The 15,338-nt window shown below is 70.6% G+C and carries 16 protein-coding genes and 1 pseudogene; 10 read left to right on the top strand and 7 right to left on the bottom strand.

The features are described 5' to 3' along the window. Nucleotides 1–132: 132 nt before the first annotated feature. Both VGL85_RS02620 and VGL85_RS02615 read right to left on the bottom strand, forming a co-directional pair. Nucleotides 133–1,653 carry an ArnT family glycosyltransferase gene (locus VGL85_RS02620; RefSeq protein ID WP_331585675.1) on the bottom strand — a complete coding sequence of 507 codons (1,521 nt, stop codon included), beginning with the start codon at nucleotides 1,651–1,653 and terminating at the stop codon, nucleotides 133–135. Next, nucleotides 1,650–2,777, bottom strand: coding sequence for a glycosyltransferase family 2 protein (locus tag VGL85_RS02615; protein WP_331585673.1), 1,128 nt, complete (start codon nucleotides 2,775–2,777; stop codon nucleotides 1,650–1,652). The genes VGL85_RS02620 and VGL85_RS02615 overlap by 4 nt, the downstream gene beginning before the upstream one ends. A gap of 81 nt (nucleotides 2,778–2,858) precedes the next feature. Between VGL85_RS02615 and VGL85_RS02610 the strand changes: the two genes are divergently transcribed. Both VGL85_RS02610 and VGL85_RS02605 read left to right on the top strand, forming a co-directional pair. Then, complete coding sequence (locus VGL85_RS02610; RefSeq protein WP_331585671.1) at nucleotides 2,859–3,437, top strand: sigma-70 family RNA polymerase sigma factor; 579 nt, start codon at nucleotides 2,859–2,861, stop codon at nucleotides 3,435–3,437. 91 nt (nucleotides 3,438–3,528) lie between these two features. Beyond that, on the top strand, nucleotides 3,529–4,554 hold the full coding sequence (locus tag VGL85_RS02605; protein WP_331585669.1) for a FecR family protein: 1,026 nt from the start codon (nucleotides 3,529–3,531) through the stop codon (nucleotides 4,552–4,554). On the opposite strand, the gene VGL85_RS02600 is transcribed toward VGL85_RS02605, so the two are convergent. Genes VGL85_RS02600 through VGL85_RS02590 form a run of 3 tightly spaced genes read right to left on the bottom strand, consistent with a single transcriptional unit; the run spans nucleotide 4,535 to nucleotide 6,567 of the window. Continuing rightward, the gene (locus tag VGL85_RS02600) at nucleotides 4,535–5,335 is read right to left on the bottom strand and encodes a hypothetical protein (protein ID WP_331585667.1); all 801 of its coding nucleotides are present in this window, start codon (nucleotides 5,333–5,335) and stop codon (nucleotides 4,535–4,537) included. The two genes, VGL85_RS02605 and VGL85_RS02600, sit on opposite strands and share 20 nt — an antisense overlap. Nucleotides 5,336–5,341: 6 nt before the next feature. Beyond that, nucleotides 5,342–6,178 carry a heme-dependent oxidative N-demethylase subunit alpha family protein gene (locus VGL85_RS02595; RefSeq protein ID WP_331585664.1) on the bottom strand — a complete coding sequence of 279 codons (837 nt, stop codon included), beginning with the start codon at nucleotides 6,176–6,178 and terminating at the stop codon, nucleotides 5,342–5,344. Nucleotides 6,179–6,189: 11 nt separating this feature from the next. After that, nucleotides 6,190–6,567, bottom strand: a complete 378-nt coding sequence (locus tag VGL85_RS02590; RefSeq protein ID WP_331585662.1) for a VanZ family protein — start codon at nucleotides 6,565–6,567, stop codon at nucleotides 6,190–6,192. 69 nt (nucleotides 6,568–6,636) lie between these two features. Between VGL85_RS02590 and VGL85_RS02585 the strand changes: the two genes are divergently transcribed. From VGL85_RS02585 to VGL85_RS02570, 4 genes and pseudogenes are all read left to right on the top strand, one after another. Beyond that, the gene (locus VGL85_RS02585) at nucleotides 6,637–7,308 is read left to right on the top strand and encodes an HAD-IA family hydrolase (RefSeq protein WP_331585660.1); all 672 of its coding nucleotides are present in this window, start codon (nucleotides 6,637–6,639) and stop codon (nucleotides 7,306–7,308) included. Beyond that, nucleotides 7,305–7,589, top strand: a pseudogene (locus tag VGL85_RS02580) (4a-hydroxytetrahydrobiopterin dehydratase); the annotation flags it as partial. The gene VGL85_RS02585 and the pseudogene VGL85_RS02580, both read left to right, overlap by 4 nt. A 123-nt stretch (nucleotides 7,590–7,712) precedes the next feature. Next, nucleotides 7,713–8,681, top strand: coding sequence for a hypothetical protein (locus tag VGL85_RS02575; protein ID WP_331585657.1), 969 nt, complete (start codon nucleotides 7,713–7,715; stop codon nucleotides 8,679–8,681). Next, nucleotides 8,681–9,457, top strand: coding sequence for an SDR family oxidoreductase (locus VGL85_RS02570; RefSeq protein ID WP_331585656.1), 777 nt, complete (start codon nucleotides 8,681–8,683; stop codon nucleotides 9,455–9,457). Before VGL85_RS02575 ends, VGL85_RS02570 begins: the two co-directional genes overlap by 1 nt. 99 nt (nucleotides 9,458–9,556) lie before the next feature. Here the strand turns inward: VGL85_RS02570 and VGL85_RS02565 are convergent, their stop codons facing one another. Then, a complete protein-coding gene (locus VGL85_RS02565; protein ID WP_331585654.1) occupies nucleotides 9,557–9,964 on the bottom strand; it encodes a hypothetical protein in 408 nt (135 codons plus the stop codon). A 92-nt stretch (nucleotides 9,965–10,056) separates the two neighbouring features. On the opposite strand from VGL85_RS02565, the gene pseB reads away from it, so the two are divergent. Further along, entirely contained in the window at nucleotides 10,057–11,109 is a 1,053-nt protein-coding gene (gene pseB / locus VGL85_RS02560; protein ID WP_331585653.1) for a UDP-N-acetylglucosamine 4,6-dehydratase (inverting), read from the top strand. Between the two features lies 1 nt (nucleotide 11,110). Beyond that, nucleotides 11,111–12,286: a UDP-4-amino-4,6-dideoxy-N-acetyl-beta-L-altrosamine transaminase gene (pseC, locus tag VGL85_RS02555; RefSeq protein ID WP_331585652.1), complete on the top strand. Its 1,176-nt coding sequence runs from the start codon at nucleotides 11,111–11,113 to the stop codon at nucleotides 12,284–12,286. A 2-nt stretch (nucleotides 12,287–12,288) separates the two neighbouring features. Here pseC and VGL85_RS02550 read toward each other — a convergent pair whose 3' ends face one another. After that, complete coding sequence (locus VGL85_RS02550) at nucleotides 12,289–13,995, bottom strand: hypothetical protein (protein ID WP_331585651.1); 1,707 nt, start codon at nucleotides 13,993–13,995, stop codon at nucleotides 12,289–12,291. A 164-nt stretch (nucleotides 13,996–14,159) separates the two neighbouring features. On the opposite strand from VGL85_RS02550, the gene VGL85_RS02545 reads away from it, so the two are divergent. Together VGL85_RS02545 and VGL85_RS02540 are read left to right on the top strand one after the other, a co-directional pair. Further along, entirely contained in the window at nucleotides 14,160–14,870 is a 711-nt protein-coding gene (locus tag VGL85_RS02545; protein ID WP_331585649.1) for a response regulator transcription factor, read from the top strand. Next, nucleotides 14,839–15,338: stimulus-sensing domain-containing protein (locus VGL85_RS02540; protein ID WP_331585647.1), on the top strand; the 500-nt coding region annotated here is incomplete at its 3' end. The genes VGL85_RS02545 and VGL85_RS02540, both read left to right, overlap by 32 nt.

The following is a 15,338-nucleotide window of genomic DNA, read 5'->3' as shown; positions in this document are numbered from 1 at the left end:
GGGCGCGGAAGCCGCTTGTGTAAGCGTCCGGACTCCGCGCGCTACCCAACGTCCGCAACTTCACCCGTCCTGGAAGTACAGAAGGTCCGGTTGTTGGAAGCCCCCACGCTGCGGGCTCGATCGGGACACCCCCTAGCGCCACACCCCGGGGGCGATCTGGTCGGGGCAGCCCTGGATCCAGACGTCGCGCTTGGGGCCGGAGACCAGGAAGGCGGTGTAGCGCTGGTTGTGGGCCGGGCCGCCGGCCCGCTTCAGCTCGCCGACCGGCGTGACGCTTCGGAAGCAGCGCTGCACGTCGGGGACCTTCATCCGCCGCGACAGGTCGACGATCAGGCCGGGCTTGCTGAAATCGGGTTTCGGGTCGGTGGGCCAGTAGCGATCGCGCTCCACCGCCTCGATCAGCGGCGCATGCAGCCGATGCTCGCTCTGCACCTGCGAATAGACGCCGTAGCTCAAGGTGCCCACCCAGGCCGCGCCGGTCTGCGCGCGGAGCGTCTCGATGTCGTCGGCGAAGCGGGTCCAGCCACGCAGCGGCAGGGTGGGGTCGAGCTTGCCCAGCGGGCTGGGGGTCGGCAGGGCCATGACCGCGAAGGCGCAGGCGGCCACCGAAAAGCCCAGGGCCGGGGCGAGCGCGCGCGCCAGGCGCTGCCACGGCCGGGCGTCGTACCGCTCGGCCGCCGCCGCCGCGCAGACCGCCAGCGCGCCGAAGATCGGAGCGGGCCAGTGGCCCTGCACCCGGTCGTGCAGGCTGTGGATCACCAGATAGGCGGCGAACGGGACCGAGGTGGCGACCGGCAGCATCATCCGCGCGCCCTGCGCCTGCGCCCGCTCGCGCCAGGCGTGGCCGACGCCGAGCGCGGCGTAGAGCGCCATCAGCGGCGTGAACAACAGGGCCTGGGTCACCAGCAGCTCGCCCAGGTGGACGAGGGTGAAGTCGTGCGGCGCGACGCGGCCGAACTGCTTGATGAAGGTGATCCACTGGTGCTGGGCGTTCCAGACCACGTTGGCGCTGAACACCGCCATGGCGATGACGGCCGCGGCCCAGGGCGCGGGCTTCCTGAGCTCGGCCATCCCGCCGGGCGTCAGCGCGAGCCAGAGCAGGACGCCCGGCGCCAGGAACAGGCCGGAATATTTCGACATCACCGCCAGGCCGGCGGCCAGGCCCGCCACCAGCCACCAGCCGGCCCGGCGATGCTCGGAGAAGCGGGCCAGCGCCCACAGCGTCAGCGTCCAGAACAGGCTGGCTGGCGAATCCGGGATCGCCAGCATGCCCCCCAGGCAGACGGTCAGGGTGGCGTTGTACCAGAGCGCGGCGCGGAAGCAAGCCTTCGGCCCCGCGCCCAGCCGGCGGGCCAGGTCGCCCACCAGCCAGGTCGCGACCCCGCAGCTCAGCGCCGGGACCAGCCGCACGCCCAGCGGCGTGTCCCCGAACAGGCTCATGCCGGCGCGGATCCACCAGCCGATCATCGGCGGATGGTCCAGGTAGCCCAGCTGCAGGTGCTGGGCCCAGAAGCGGTAGTAGGCCTCGTCCTCGGTGAGGTGGATCGCGCCCGCGGCGGCCAGCCGTAAAGCGGTCAGGCCCAGGGCCAGCCAAAGGATGAGATGGCGGCGATCCGGCGCGCCGGCCGACCCGGGAGACGCCGCCGCGGTCACCAGACCGCCCGGGACGTCGTCACATAGTTCCAGACGGCGGCCACGATGGCGCCGGCGACGCCCGCCACCCACCAGGAGGGCCCGCGCTCATAGACCATGGTCGCCACCGCCACATTGGCGGCCAGCGGCACCGAGCAGAGCACCACGAAGCGGATATAGCCGGTGAGCAGCGCCAGGCCGGTCTTGCGCTTGTCGCGATAGGTGACGGCGTTGTTGATCAGGTAGTTCGAGGTCATGGCCCCCAGCGCCGCGATCAGCTGGGCCTGGGCGAAGCCGATGTGCAGCAAAAGGCGCAGGATCGCCAGGTTCACGCCCACGCCTGAGAGCCCCACCAGGCCGAACATGATGAAGCGCGGCGAGATCAGGTCGCGGCTGAGCTTGGCGGCCAGCAGGCCCAGGTACTGCACCACCACCCCGTTATCGAGCTTGGACTCGCCCGCGTGGCGCTCCCGGAACTCGTAGGGCAGCTCCAGGTAGCGCGGCGGGGTCTTCTGCGAGGCCAGGATGTCGAACAGCACCTTGAAGCCGGAGGTGGCGAGGTCCGGCGCGACGGCCTCGATCAGGTCGCGGCGGATCATGAAGAAGCCGCTCATCGGGTCGGTTACCGGCGCGCGCAGCACCCGGCGGCCCAGCCAGTTGGCGAGCCGGCTGCCGGCCTCGCGGGTGGCGCCCAGCGCCGAGGCGTCGGCGCCGGCCACGCCCAGGTAGCGGCTGCCCACCACCACGTCGGCGCGATCCTCCTGCAAGGCCTTCAGCATCTTGGGCAGCAGGGTCTCGTCGTGCTGCAGGTCGCCGTCGATCACCGCCACGAAGGGCGCGGCGCTGGCCAGCGCGCCTTCGATCACCGCCCCGGCCAGGCCGCGGCGGCCGATGCGGTGCAGGCAGATGACGCGAGAATCGCGCGCGGCGATCGCCTTGACCACCTGGGCGGTGCCGTCGGGGCTGTCGTCGTCGACGAAGATCGCCTGCCAGACCACGCCGCGCAGCGCCGCTTCCAGCTTGGCCAGCAGGGGGGCGACGTTCGGCGCCTCCTTGAAGGTCGGCACGATGACGCCGAGCTCGAGCGGGGCGAAGGCGGCGGCCCCGGGCCGTTCAGGGGCCGGGCGCTTGGGAGGCGCGTTCATGTGGCCCTCATAGCCGCCGGGCGGGGACCTGCAAACCGTGGCGAATCGCACAGACTGTCGCCCTCGGCCGGAGGCCCGTGTATGGGGGCTGCCGGGCTGGCGTTCCAGGCGGTCGCCGGCGCCCGGAGAACGGTTGGTTTGCAGCAGGACGGCCGCGCTTCGCTGATCGCGCTCTATCTGGAGCGCCGCACCGACCTGGTGCGGTTCTTCACCGTGCGCCTGCGCTCCCCCACGGCGGCCGAAGACCTGGTGCAGGACATCTATGTCCGCCTCTCGTCCCTGGAGCCGGGCGCGGAGATCCAGAACCCCACCGCCTACCTCTACCGGCTGGGCTCCAACCTGATGCTCGACAAGCTGCGCGGCGAGCGGCGGACCGCCCATCGCGACGGGGCCTGGCTGGACAGCCAGACCATGCGGGTCGGCGCCGAGGAGGTCTCGTCGGAGCCCAGCGCCGAGGCCGCGGTGGCCGCGCGCCAGCGCCTGGGCCTGCTGACGGAGGCGCTGACCGAGCTCAGTCCGCAGACCCAGCGGGTCTTCCGGATGCACAAGTTCGACGGCATGAGCCACCCCGAGGTCGCCGCCGCCCTGGGCATCTCCCGCAGCGCCGTGGAAAAGCACATGATGGCCGCGCTGAAGCATCTGCTGGCGAGGCTGCCGTGATCCGAAAACCCGGTTACATGAGGAACGGCGCCGGCGGCGGCGTCATCCCATCGAAGGCGGCGCGCGCAGACGCGTTCCGGGCCAGGGTTTGATGCGGAAGACCGAAGACCATCACGACGAGGGTCGGGTCGCCGAGGAGGCGGCGCGCTGGTTCGCCAGCCTCCAGGGAGAGGCTGCGACCGGTGACGACTGGCTGGCGTTCGAACGCTGGATCCTGGCGTCGCCGGCGCACGCCCGCGCCTATGAGCAGCTGGAGCGTCTGTGGGTCGACCTGGACCAGGCGGAAATCGCCCGCGAGCTGGGCGGCCGGCCGCTGGTGGCCGCGGCGCGCCGCGTCCGGGGCCAGGCCGACGCCAGCCGCAGGGCGTCCGGCCGGTCCGATCCAACCCGTCGCCGGCTGTGGATCGGCGCGGGCGGCGCGATCGCCGCGGCCCTGGTGGTCGCCGTGGGCGTCGGCCTGAAGCCGTCCGGCGCGCCCGGGCAGGTCTACGCCACCGCGCCCGGCCAGACCCGGACCGTCACCCTGGCCGACGGCACCCGCATCCAGCTGAATTCGGCCTCGAGGATCACCGTGCGCTTCGATCGCGATGCGCGCCGCGTGGAGATGGCCGACGCCGAGGCGGTGTTCGACGTCACCCACGACGCCAGGCGCCCGTTCCTGATCTCGGCCGGCGACCGGCAGGTTCGCGTGGTCGGCACCCAGTTCAACCTGCGCCGGCGCGACGGGCTGATGGATCTCACCGTCAGCCGCGGGACCGTCGAGGTGCGCCCGGCCGACCGGCTCGACGCCCAGCCCACCAAGGTGACCGTCGGCCAGGAACTGACCCACGCCGAGGGCCAGCCGGCCCAGGTGCTGAAGGTCGCCGACCCGGACGTCGCCTTCGCCTGGACCAACGGCCAGCTGATCTATCGCGACCAGCCGCTTTCGGCGGTCGCCGCGGATTTGACGCGCCGCTTCGGCACACCGGTGCGCGCCGCCGATGCGCGGACCGCCGCCCTGCGCTTCTCCGGCGTGCTGGTGGTCGACAACCAGGCCGACGTGCTCCGCCGCCTTTCGGCCTACGCCCCGGTGCGGGTCGAGCGCACCGCCACCGAGATTATCCTGCACCACCGCTAGGCGCGGGCCGGGATTGGGCGGCGGCGGCGTCGGCCTGCAGCGCCTCCATCAGGCTGCCGGTGAAGGCGGTGGGCCCCACGTGGGTCAGCCGCGCCTCGAAATCCGCCCAGATCTCGCCGCCCAGGTCATGCCAGCGGCGGCAGAAGGCGTAGTCCTCCGACAGATATTGGCCGGTCTCCGGTTCGATCATGGTCTCGAAGACCATCGGGGCCTCGGCGGCGAGCCCGTCGCCCATGTCGCCCATCTTGGCGGTGAGTTCCGGGTGGGCCTCGACGATCCGCTGCATCGCCGCACGCGCGATCATCAGGAAGCCGGTGCCGCCATAGGCCACCCGGGCGAAGCCCTTCTCCACGGCCACTGACTTGTCCGGGGTCGGCAGGAAGCGGACCACATAGCCCAGGCTGGCGGCCATCATGTCGGGCGCCTCGGCCTTGGCGGCGGCCCGCGCCCGGTTCCAGTCGATCATCTTCATCGGGCAGACCGCCGCCACGATGGGCTTGTCCGCCTCCAGCAGGCGGAAGACGTTCTCCGGCCGGAAGCCGATGTCGTTGTCGCAGAACAGGATGTGCGTCGCCTGCGCATGGGCCAGGAAGCGGGCCGCCAGCCGCGAGCGGGCGCGGGTGATCAGCGCGTCGCCGCCCATCAGGTCGATCTCCAGGCCGATCCCGCGCTCGCGGCAGGCGGTCTGCAGGGCCAGCACCGAATGCATGAAGTGCAGGGTCAGCACCCCGCCGTAGCAGGGCGTCGCCAGATAGACGAAGGGCTTGGTCTCGGCGGTCATGGGCGTTCAGGGTCCGGCTGGCTTGGGGTCGGCGAGGAAGCTTTCCACCAGATCGTCGTAGAGGTCGAACCGCTTGTAGGCGCGCAGGCCGGGCGTGGCGCTGCGCCAGGCCTCGGCGAAGGCCGCCAGCCGCGCGGGCTCGCCGGCCAGGGCGCCCAGCGGCGCCAGCCACACCCGGATCGTGAACAGCGCCCCGCCGGTGCGCGGCAGCCGCCGCAGGGTCTGGCGCTCGACCCGCAGGTTCAGCACGCGGCCCGCCTCGGCCGGGTCGATCGCGCCGATCCGGGCGCGGATGGGCGCCGAGGAGGGCGTGTGCAGGGCGTCGGAATTCAGCACCGTCCAGTTGCGCCGCTCCAGCACCAGCTCGGGCCGCAGCCCTTCGAAGATGCGCTGCACGCGGACCAGGAACCGCTCGGCGAAGCCGCTCACCGGGCCATGCAGCTCGCCCAGCGAGCGGCCGATCACCTCGCGGGCGGTGAAGAAGCTGCCGGCTGAGAGCGACAGCGCCGTCAGCCGCCATTGGCCGTCGGCGGCTTTTTCCATCAGGCACAGGTCGTCGGGGACCCGGCGGGCGGCGGCATAGAGCGGCGGCAGATCGGGCGGGGCGGGGCCCGGCGCGGCGGCGGGGCCCAGGGCGGTGGTCACCAGCGCGGCGACCTCCTCCTGGCCGGGGCGCGAACCCTCGGTCTCGGCCCAGACCAGGCCGCGGTCGGCGGCCCACAGCGCATCCTTGCGCGCCGCCGGGTCGGTCTCCGCGCCCTCCAGCCAGGCCTCGAGCGGAATGGGCCGAAGGCCGATCTGGAAATCGGCCGCCTGTTCCCAGGGCCGATGGCGCAGGCTCACCGGACGCCTGATCAACGGGCCCAACCCAGCCTGCGCATGCCGAACCAGGCGACATAGGCCGCGACAATGCCGACGCTGTCGGCGACGAGGTCGAGGACTTCGCCGTCCCGGCCGAAGGGCATGATGGTCTGGCCGATCTCGATCGCGGCGCCGAACAGGAAGGCGAAGACCCCGATCGCCCAGCGCCGCTTCGTGGACAGCAGGAGCCCGGCGCCCGTCAGCACCGCCCAGGCGGTGGCATGCTCGGCCTTGTCCCAGACCAGGCCGACGCCCGGCACGTCGCGCCCCGGCGCCAGGGTCAGGTACATCAGGATCAGGCAGGCCAGGGCGAACAGGCCGAGGCGGAAGGGGCGCGGGCGGCCGTTGAGCCAGGAAAGCAGCGATCGCATCGGCCCTTACTTGCACGTCCGCGCCCGCCTCTCTAGCGTCCGCCGCCTTGAGCGGGTGCGGAGTGCGCAATGGCGCCGAAATCGAACGTCTCGGCGGTGATCTGGGATTTCGGCGGGGTGTTCACCACCTCGCCCTTCGAGGCCTTCAACCGCCTGGAGGCGGAGCTGGGCGCGCCGAAGGACCACATCCGGCGCGTGAACGCCGCCAACATCCACGACAACGCCTGGGCGCTGTTCGAGCGCAACGAGATCGACGCGGCGCGGTTCGACCAGCTGTTCCTGGCGGAATCCACCGCGCTGGGCTTCCCGATCCGCGGCGCCGACGTCCTGCCCAGGCTCTCCGGCGAGTTGCGGCCGCGGATGGTGGCGGCGCTCAGGGCCTGCAAGGCGCACTTCAAGGTGGGCTGCATCACCAACAACGTGGTCTCGACGCACTCGCCCGGCCAGGACGAGGGCCAGCGCGCCGCTGGCGCCATGGGCCAGGTGATGCCGCTGTTCGACGCCATCATCGAAAGCTCCAAGGCCGGCGTCCGAAAGCCCGACCCGCGCATTTACCAGATGATGTGCGAGCTTCTGGCCGTGAAACCGCAGGCCTGCGTCTACCTCGACGACCTGGGCATCAACTGCAAGCCGGCCGCCGGGCTCGGCATGACGGCGATCAAGGTCGTGGACGTGGACCAGACGCTGGCCGAACTGTCGGCCGCCACGGGGCTCATGTTCGACGCGGAGGAACCGGCATGAGCCGACCGAAGAAGCTGCCGCTGGCCGAGGTCCTGGCCGAGCTACCGATCTGGAAGGCCGCGCCGGGGGACCGCGAGGCCATCTGCCGCCAGATGGTGTTCGGCGACTTCAGCCGCGCCTTCGGCTTCATGAGCCGCGTGGCGATGCAGGCCGAGAAGCTGGATCACCATCCAGAGTGGGGCAACGTCTACAACAAGGTCGATGTCGTGCTGACCACCCACGACGCGGGCGGGGTCACCGAGCTGGACCTGGCGATGGCGAAGTTCGTGGACGAGGCGGCGCTGCAGTGCGGGGCGGCGGACGCGACGCCGAAGAAACCCAGGCCGAAGGCGCCGCCGGGCGCGGCGGAACGGTCGGCGAAGCGGCGGAAATAGCCGGGCGGCCGGCGAAAAAAGGGGGGCGTTTTGCAGACGCGGTTGATCCATGCGGCGGCCATCGCGGCCACCCTGCTGCCGGCGGCGAGCTGGTCGGCGCCGGCCAGGAAGCGGCCGGCCAAGCCACCGCCGGCGCCGCCGGCCACCTTCGTGGAGGTTCCCACCCGCTACGGCTTCGAGTTCGACTACATCGATACGGCGAGCATCGTCCGCGGAAAGGACGAGACGACCTTTTCACTCCTGACGCTGGAAAAATATTTCACCGCGACGCCGCCCGCCACCTTGCGGCGCTACTCCATGGCCTGCGGCTGGGGGACCTATCGCGCGGTTCCCGGCTGGATCACCTACGACGCCAAGGGCTTAGGCGCGCCGTCCGATGTTCCGCAGCCCGAAACGAAGACCCAGTACCCCTATCCGGGCTCGGTCCTGTCGAGCGTGTTCGCGATGGCCTGCGACCCGGCGGCGATCTCGCCGATGGCCGAGCGGCTGACCTTCCGGCAGGCCTTCGACCGGGCCACCGAGGCCCTGAAGACCGCGATCCCACCCCTGCCGGTTCCGCCCGTGGAGCGGCGCGGCGGCGGTGGTTTTCCGAAGGACGTGCTGCGGCTGTCGGTGATCGCCACGGGCCCGGACGGCCAGAAGCGGCTGATCGACTGGGCGAATATGCAGCGGGGCGGCGGAAAGGCCGCCGCGCTGGATGTGGATACGCCGGCGTCCAACGCCCAGCCGGGCCGGATCGCCGTGAGAGCCCGCTCGGTCGTCTACGATTGCACCGAAAGGACCGTGACCTTCCGGCGGACGTTCGGCTATTCGATCACCGGGACCCTCGTGTTCCAGGCGCCCGATGAACCGGCGCGCCCGGCCGCCGTGGGGTCGGCGGACGCGGCCGAGCTGGACGCCGCCTGCCATGGGGTCGAGCCGAAGGCGGTCTACGCCTCTGTCGGCGACGCGGTCGCCGCGCTGGGGCCGCCGGTTGAAGCAACGAAGGGAAATCAGTGATGCCAGGACGGGTCGCGGGCAAGAAGGCCTTCATCTCGGGCGGGGCGCAGGGGCTGGGCGCGGCCATGGCCCGCAAGCTGGCGGCCGAGGGCGCCAAGGTGGCCATCGCCGACATCAACATCGAGGGCGCCAAGACCGTCGCCGCCGAGATCAACGCCGCCCACGGCGCGGGGACGGCCTTCGCCTTCCCCCTGGACGTCACCAAGGAAGACCAGTGGATCTTCGCCCTGGAAGAGGCCGACGAGGCCATGGGCGGCCTCTCGATCCTGGTGAACAACGCCGGCATCAGCCGCGGCGGCGACATCGAATCCCTGAGCCTGGAGGACTGGAAGGCGGTGATGAGCGTCAACGTCGACTCGGTGTTCCTGGGGACCAAGCACGCGCTGAAGTACATGCGCGCCCACCAGCCGGGGTCGATCGTCAACATCTCCTCGATCGCCGGCCTGATCGCCGCGCACAACTCGCCGTCCTACAACGCCTCGAAGGCGGCGGTCTGGCTGCTCTCCAAGGGCATCGCCCTGCATTGCGCCAAGCAGGGGTTGGACATCCGGTCGAACTCGATCCATCCGACCTACATCGACACGCCGATCCTCGACCCGCTGCGCCAGCGGTTCGGCAAGGATGAGGCGGAAAAGAAGCTGGGCCGCCAGGTGCCGCTGGGCCACATCGGCGCCCCCGACGACATCGCCAACGCCTGCCTCTACCTGGCCTCCGACGAGAGCAAGTTCGTCACCGGCGCCGAGCTGAAGGTCGACGGCGGCATCTCGGCGATGTGACAGCGAAGCGAGTCATCCCGGTTTCGCCGGAAGGCCCCCAGGTCCGACCGAAGGTCGGCCCGCGGATAAACGCCGACCGGAATCCAGCTCCAGACCCGGTCAGTTCACGATCACCGTGCCGATCAGGAACTTCGCGCCAGGCTTCTTCAGCACCTGGTCGGTCTGCCGCTGCAGGGTCAGGGTGAGGTAGTCGATGTTCGGCTCCGTGCCGGGCGCGAGGCCGGCGGCGTAGATCTGCACGGTCTGCACATAGGCGGCGCGCAGCCGCGGCATGGAAAGGTCGGCGTATTCGCGCAGTTTCGGGTCGTCGATCTGCAGGCCGCAGTCGACGCTCAGCACGCCGCGGCGGCCGCCGCCCTTGTTGGTGGTGCCGGTGAGCGGATCGACCGGCAGGTAGTTGTCCCCGCCGGACTTCTTCTTCTTGCTGCTCTTCTCTTCGGCCGCGCTGGCGGCCAGCGGGCCGGCGGCGGCCAGCAGGGCGAGGGTGAGGAGATCGCGGCGACGCATGCCCAAGCCTATCGGATTTATGGTTAGCGGCTTCTTTACGCGAACCTGCCAAGGGTCAGTGAAACGCCTGCGATTCTAACCGGAGCGCGCCCTTGGGCCGATTTGCGCCGACCAGTCTCGACCTCGACGGCAAGGTCATCCTCGTCACCGGCGGCACCGGCTCGTTCGGGCGCAGGTTCATCGAGACCGTGCTGACCCGGTGTTCGCCGCGCAAGCTGATCGTCTACTCCCGCGACGAGCTGAAGCAGAGCGAGATGCAGATGGATCTCTCCGAGCGCTTCGGCCCGGAGAAGATGGCCCTGATGCGCTTCTTCATCGGCGACGTGCGCGATCGCGAGCGGCTGATCCTGGCCTTTCGCGGCGTCGACGTGGTGATCCACGCCGCGGCCCTGAAACAGGTGCCGGCCGCCGAATACAATCCGTCCGAATGCATCCACACCAACATCATGGGCGCGGAGAACGTGGTCTGGGCCTGCCTCACCAACCGGATCAAGCAGGTGATCGCGCTTTCCACCGACAAGGCCTGCAACCCGATCAACCTCTATGGCGCGACCAAGCTGGCCTCGGACAAGACCTTCGTGGCCGCCAACAACCTCTCCGGCGACATCGGCACGCGGTTCTCGGTGGTCCGCTACGGCAACGTCGTGGGCTCCAGGGGCTCGGTCGCGCCGCTGTTCCAGCGGCTGATCGCCCGAGGCGCGACGGAGCTGCCGATCACCGATCCGCGGATGACCCGCTTCTGGATCACCCTGACCGAAGGCGTAGACTTCGTGCTCTCGTCCCTGGGCGTCATGCACGGCGGCGAGGTTTTCGTGCCGAAGATCCCCTCGATGAAGATGACCGACCTGGCCGAAGCCATGGCGCCCGGCCTGCCGATCAAGGTGATCGGCATCCGCCCGGGCGAGAAGCTGCACGAGATCATGATCAGCGCCGACGACGCCCGCTCGACGGTGGACATGGGCGACCGCTACGCCATCGAGCCGGCCTTCGTGGAATACCGCCGCGATCCGCTGCCGGGCGGGCGGTTGGACGAGGGCTTCTGCTACGCCAGCGACACCAACACCGACTGGCTGAGCGGCGAGCAGCTGCTGGCCGTGTTGAACGACAAGTCGCCGTCGCAGCGTCGCCGCCGCGCGGACGACTAGCATGGCCGAAAACGTCCCGAGGCCGGTCCTCCCCTATGGCCGCCAGACCATCGAGGACGACGACATTTCGGCTGTTGTCGAAGCGCTGAAGGGCGACTTCCTGACCACCGGCCCCACGGTGGAGGCCTTCGAGACCGCTTTCGCCGAGACGGTGGGCGCGCGCCACGCGGTGGCCTGCGCCAACGGCACCGCGGCCCTGCACCTGGCCATGCTGGCGCTGAAGGTGCAGCCCGGCGAGGTGGTGATCGCGCCGTCGATCACTTTCCTGGCTACCGCCAACTGCGCCCGTTACGTCGGCGCCGAGGTGGTGTTCGCCGACGTCGACCCGGATAGCGGCCTGATGACCCCGGACACCCTGGCGCAGGCCATGACCCGGCTGGACGGCCGCAAGCTGCGCGCAGTGCTGCCGGTGCATCTGCGCGGCGACGCCGTGGACCTGCCGCCGCTCTCGGCCCTGGCCGGCCAGGCGGGCGCCGTGCTGGTGGAGGACGCCCCGCACGCGCTGGGGACGACCATGACCTACAGCAATGTGGCGGAACGGGTGGGCGATGCGCGCCACTCGGCCATGGCCACCTTCTCGTTCCATCCGGTGAAGACCATCGCCACCGGCGAGGGCGGCATGGTCACCACCAACGATCCGGCCCTGGCTGAACGTCTGCGGACGATGCGCACCCACGGCATGATCCGGCCACAAGGCGCCGAGCCCTGGTGGTACGAGATGCCGGAGCCCGGCTTCAACTACCGCCTGCCCGACATCCTCTGTGCGCTGGGACTCTCGCAGCTGAAGAAGCTGCCGCGGTTCGCCGCGCGCCGTCGCGCCCTGGCCAAGGCCTATGAGGGGGCGCTGGCGCCGCTCGCCCCGATGGTGCGGATCGCCGCGCGCCCGGCCTGGAGCGACCCGGTGCTGCACCTGATGTGCGTGCTGATCGACTTCGAGGCCGCCGGGACCAGCCGCGCGGCGGTGGTCGAGGCCCTGCGCGAGCGCGGTGTGGGCTCCCAGGTCCACTACATCCCGGTCCACCGCCAGCCCTACTACCGAGAAAGGTATGGCGACCTCAGCCTGCCGGGCGCGGAAGCCTGGTACGCCCGCTGCCTGTCGCTGCCGCTCTATCCCGGGATGGCGGATGAGGACGTGGGCCGCGTGGCCGAGGCGCTGAAGGCGGCGCTGGGGATCTAGCCCTAGGCCGCCAGCGAAGCGTGCCGCAGCAGGTCGCGGATCGCGTCCACGTGGGTGGGCGCGGCCGCCAGTTCGGCGCGGGTGTCCGGCGTGCGGGCCAGTTTCAGCGCCTCGGCGCGGGCGCGGTCGGCGGCCGGGCCCAGCGGGCAGGTCTCGCCGCAGGCCAGTTTCAGCAGGGTGGTCAGGCGCTGGAGCGCGGGCGCCGGGGCCTTGGTCGTCGAGGCGACGAAGCGGGCGTCGGCTTCCAGCAGCCCGGCCAGCTCGCCCAGCTTGAGCTGGATGGGCTTGTAGGCCTCCTCGATCAGGCCGCAGCGGGCGACGCCGCGCTGCAGCTTGGCCATGGCCTCCAGCCGCTTGGCGGGATTATGCGTCTCGCGCGCCTCGCGCTCGAAGCGCAGGCTCATCACCAGCGAGGAGAGCCAGCGGCCGGCCTCGCGCTTGTTGGCCGCGCCGATGACGTTCTCGGTCAGCCAGACCAGCGCCTGGGCCTCCTCCTCGGCGCTCATCTCCTCGCCGAGGTAGACCTCCACGAAGTCGCGGGCGACCAGCATCTTGGAGCGGGCGCCGACGGCCGACTGGACGTTGTCCAGCGGCAGCAGCTTGCCGGAGGCGGCGGTCAGCACCATGGCCAGGCCGCGGATGGTGTCGATCTCGCCGATCGGATCGGAGGGGCGCAGGCGCCGCTGGCCGGAAAGGTCGCGCAGAACCCGCTGGCCGATCGCGCCGCGCACGCCGGTGAAGGCCGGATGCGGCAGCCACTTGGCCAGGCGCTGGGCGCGGGCGGAAAGCTCCGGCGTCACCTTGGCGACCGACGGCTCGGCCTTGACCAGCTGGTCCACCACCTCGGCGGCGCAGAGCCGGCTCATGGCGGCGAGCTTGGCGCCCAGGTCGAGCGCCCCGCCGACGATATTGTCCAGGCCCTTGTCGTGGCGGACGATCTCCTCCAGCGGCTCGGCGATGACGCTGAGCGCCAGGGCGCGGCCGGCGCCCTCGGCCGGCGCCTTGTCGGCGAGGTCGAGCAGCAGGCCCACCTTCTCGCTCCAGCTCTGGCCGCTCGCCAGGAAGCCCGCCACCGCACAGCCCAGGTGAAAGGCGCCCTCGGGATCCTTGGTGAGGGCCTGGGCGGTCTTCTCGAAGGTGTCGGGGGTGACTTCGGGCAGGCCCTTGCGGGCGTCCTTCATCAGCCGCTCGACGGCCCGCTCGCCCAGCGCCTTGAAGACCGCGATCATCTCGGCCAGCGGCACGTCGCGCGAATGGGCCTCGGGCGTGGCCACCTTCTGGATGGCCTGGGTGATCTCGACGCCGCCGGATTCGAGCTGCTCGACCAGGTCGGGCCGGTGCAGCAGCTCCCAGGCGATCACCTGCTGGCGGTCCAGCCAGCTTTCGAACAGCCGGCCGATCCGGTCGCGGGCGTGGCAGGTGTAGAGGTCCGCCGGCGAGACGCAGAGCGGTTCGGTGGGCTCCGGCGCGCGCACCTTGCGCGGCTTCTCGGGCGAGCCCAGGTTGAGGATGGTCAGGGACTGGAACTCGCCGGTCGCCGGGTCGAGCGTCTCGCGCATCACCCGCACCGCCGCGGCCTGGGCCTTGGCCATGATCTCGTTGGCCTCGTCCAGCGCCGTGGTGCGCGAATCGGTGGCGGTCTTGAGCGCCCAATTCGAGTCCGGAAAGCGCCGGATAAAGACCTCGAAGTGGATATTGGCGACAGGCATTCGAATTCCCCCTAGTGAACCGAAGGCTAGCCGCGAAGCTTTAAGGTCCGATTGACCGCGTTCCATGCCCGCGAAATCGCCCCATTGAGGCCACGGTGCGGGGTAACTAGCTTCGCTGGACGGGTTAACCGGGTTCGGGGACCTGAAGGAGACGACGAAAGCCCATGGCCAAGATCACCTTGGTGGATGACGACGAGAACATCGTCACCTCCGTCAGCCTGGCGCTGGAAAGCCACGGCCACACCGTCAAGGCCTACTACGACGGCGCCACGGGCCTGGCCGCCCTGGAGAACGAGCCGCCGGACATGGCGATCCTCGACGTGAAGATGCCGCGCATGGACGGCATGGAGGTGCTGCGCCGGCTGCGGCGGACCTCCGACATGCCGGTGATCATCCTCACCTCCAAGGACGAGGAGATCGACGAGATCCTGGGCTTCAACCTGGGCGCCGACGACTACATGCACAAGCCGTTCAGCCAGCGCCTGCTGATCGAGCGGGTGAAGGCGGTGCTGCGCCGCGCCGGCGTCGAGGGCGAGGAGCCGCAGTCGCCGGCCGCCGCCGCCGAGGGCAGCCGGGCCATCAAGCGCGGCAAGCTCACCCTCGACCCCGCCCGCCACGACTGCCTGTGGGACGGCAAGCCGGTGAAGCTGACGGTGACCGAATTCCTGCTGCTGCAGTCGCTGGCCCAGCGCCCCGGCTTCGTGAAGAGCCGCGACAACCTTATGGACGCGGCCTACGACGATCAGGTCTATGTAGACGACCGGACGATCGACAGTCACATCAAGCGCATGCGCAAGAAGTTCCGCGACGTGGACCCTGAATTCGACGCGATCGAAACCCTCTATGGCGTCGGATACCGCTACCGCGAATCCTGACCCGGACGCCTCCGATCAGGGCGTCGAGGGGCTGGGGGCGACGGGGACGGAGGATCGCCGCAAGCGACCTCGACGGACTTGGCTGCCCGGCTCGCGGCTTGGCCGGCTGATCATCGCGCTGAACATCATCGGCCTGGCGGTGCTGATCACCGGGGTGCTGGTGCTGGACGCCCGCCGCCAGGGGCTGGTCAACGCCCGGCTGGACAGCCTGACGACCCAGGGCGACCTGATCGCCTCGATCATCGACAACGTCGCCACCACCGGCGAGCCGCCGGCGATGGACACCAGCGGCGCGGGCCAGGTGCTGCAGCTGCTGGCCAATCCGAAGGCCCAGCGCGCCCGCCTGTTCGACGCCCAGGGCCAGCTGGTGCTCGACAGCAACGTGGTGGTCGACCGGATCGAGCAGAAGGTCCTGCCGCCGGCCCGCTCGCGCGACGGCTTCGACCTGCGGGTCGCGCCCAACGAGGG

The sequence above is a fragment of the Phenylobacterium sp. genome, from assembly GCF_036501465.1.
In the GTDB taxonomy this organism is placed as follows: domain Bacteria; phylum Pseudomonadota; class Alphaproteobacteria; order Caulobacterales; family Caulobacteraceae; genus Phenylobacterium.
The sequence above is the reverse complement of the archived record's forward strand: the minus strand, read 5'-3'. Positions and strand labels throughout refer to the sequence as shown.